The following is a 2,482-nucleotide window of genomic DNA, read 5'->3' on the forward strand; positions in this document are numbered from 1 at the left end:
TGCCGACTTCGGGAATAAAAATCAAATTATCCCTTAATCAAAAACAAAATATTTATGGTTATTAGACTATTTTTAGTCAACAATAGAATAGTTTGACTCTCAGAAAAAATAAATATTATAAATTCTTACCTCCTGAATTATAACTCCTGACTTCTGACTCCTAAAAACAAGCACACTGTAGCAATATTTTCTGACTTTGTTAAGTGTGATAAAACTAGAAAAAATATTTAACTGATAACTGATTAAAAGGCGGGGTTTTAGACCTAGTTATGTTGATGATTTTTTTATTCTATTCGTTACTACAAGGAATGACTAAAGAAAGATGTCTCAAGAAAAAAAATATTGGCAAATTCCTGTATCCGATCATCTCCCTCATTTATTTATTGAGTGTGTCAAAAATTATGCACCAAAATTATCAGGAAAATATCTAGCACAATTATTATGGCAACGTGGAATTAAAGATACTAAAAATATAGTAGGCTTTTTAAATCCAAAACAATATCAACCAACTAGCTCCTTTGAATTTGGCGTAGAAATTAACAAAGCCATAGAAAGAATTATCTCTGCTAGAAATAATCAAGAAAAAGTTGCCATCTGGGGAGACTTTGATGCAGATGGCATTACTTCAACATCTATACTTTGGGATGGATTAGGAGAATTTTTAGATAAAAATAACCAATTAACTTACTATATTCCTAACAGATTTACAGAATCTCATGGTTTGAATTTTGCTGGAATTGAAAGGTTAGCCAAAGAGAATTATAGTTTGATAATTACCTGCGATACAGGTAGTACAAATATTGCCGAAATAGAATATGCAAATAGTTTAGAAATAGATATAATTGTCACCGATCATCATACCCTTCCCTCAGAACGTCCGCCATTATTTGCTATTATTAATCCCCGCTATTTTTCCCCCGCTCATCCCCTATATAATTTGTCAGGAGTTGGAGTAGCTTATAAACTTATAGAAGCACTTTATTTAACTTATCCAGAAATACCAAAACTTCCCCTAACAGAATTATTAGACTTAGTAGCTATTGGTTTAATTGCCGATTTAGTTCAACTAACAAATGACTGTCGTTATCTAGCACAAATAGGTATTGAAAAATTAAGTACACAATTAACTAAAACTACCAGACCAGGAGTTGCTAAACTTTTAGAGCTGTGCAAAAAAACAGGCGATCGCCCTACAGATATTTCTTTTGGTATTGGTCCTCGGATTAATGCTGTAAGTAGAATTATCGGAGATGCCAGTTTTTGTGTGGAACTTTTGACCAGTCGTGACCCTAAATATTGTCAACAACTGGCTATCGAAACAGAACTGGCCAACTCTAGGCGCAAATCTCTACAAAGAGAAGTAGCTGAAGATGTTGCTCAAAAATTGACAAAATTAGACCTTTCCACCACTCATGTCATAGTTCTGACAGACCCTCAATGGCCTGTCGGTGTTCTAGGATTAGTGGCAGGCCAGATAGCTGGAGAGTATGGTTGTCCTACTATTTTATTAAGTGAGGAAACGGAAGCTACTAGAACTTCTGAAAAATTATTAGCTCGTGGTTCTGCCCGTTCTGTTGGTAAAATAGACCTTTATGAGTTGGTGAAAAATCAGGCACATTTATTAGATAGGTTTGGCGGTCATCCTTTCGCTGCTGGTCTTAGTTTGCCTGTAGAAAATATTCCTATATTTACAGATGCTATTAATCAACTATTGGGACAAACATTAGGAGTAAGTCTTAACCAAAACTCGGTAATAGAAGTGGATTTAATTGTGACTGTATCTGAGTTAGGTAGAGATTTATTTCAAGAACTGAAGCTTTTAGAACCTTGTGGTATGGGAAACCCAGTACCTAAGCTTTTGATTCAAAATTGTTGGTTTACTAATGTTTGGCATCGGAACCAAAAAGATTTGCGGGGAAATAAGGTCAAATATATTAAAACAAATTTTGAAATTTGTGATGAGTCTATAGATAAAGGGTTTCCGGGTATTTGGTGGGGTCATTATAAGGATGAAATTCCTGAAGGCATAAGTGATGCTGTTGTGGAATTGGATTTTAATACTTACGAGAAACGTTATGAGGTTCGACTTATTGCTGTACAACCTAATCTCCAAGATACTCAAGTCATAGAATTGAATCCTGTCGATTGGATATTGGACTGGCGTGGAGGAATTCAAAATTCAAAAGTCAAAAGTCAAAAGTATTTTCCTATTGGGGGAAATGAAAATTCAAAATTTGAGACTCAGAACTATAGCGCTATAGAAAATTCTCAGAACTTACCTTCCGAAAATAGAAATTTAAAATTTGATACTCAGAACTATAGCACTATAGAAAAATCCCAAGTCTTACCTCCGGCGGGAAATAGAAATTCAAAATTTGAGACTCAAAACTATAGCGCTATAGAAAATTCTCAGAACTTACCTCCGGGAAGAGGAATTCAAAATTCAAAAGTCAAAAGTCAAAAGTATTTTCCTATTGGAGGA

Annotated in this window: 1 protein-coding gene; it reads left to right on the forward strand. The window is 34.4% G+C overall.

From position 1 onward, the window contains the following. Nucleotides 1-322 precede the first annotated feature (322 nt). Nucleotides 323-2,482 (forward strand): single-stranded-DNA-specific exonuclease RecJ (gene recJ, locus AFK68_RS01865; RefSeq protein WP_246843936.1); only part of this gene is annotated, 2,160 nt, incomplete at its 3' end.

Source organism: Hydrocoleum sp. CS-953, assembly GCF_002260545.1.
In the GTDB taxonomy this organism is placed as follows: domain Bacteria; phylum Cyanobacteriota; class Cyanobacteriia; order Cyanobacteriales; family Microcoleaceae; genus Trichodesmium.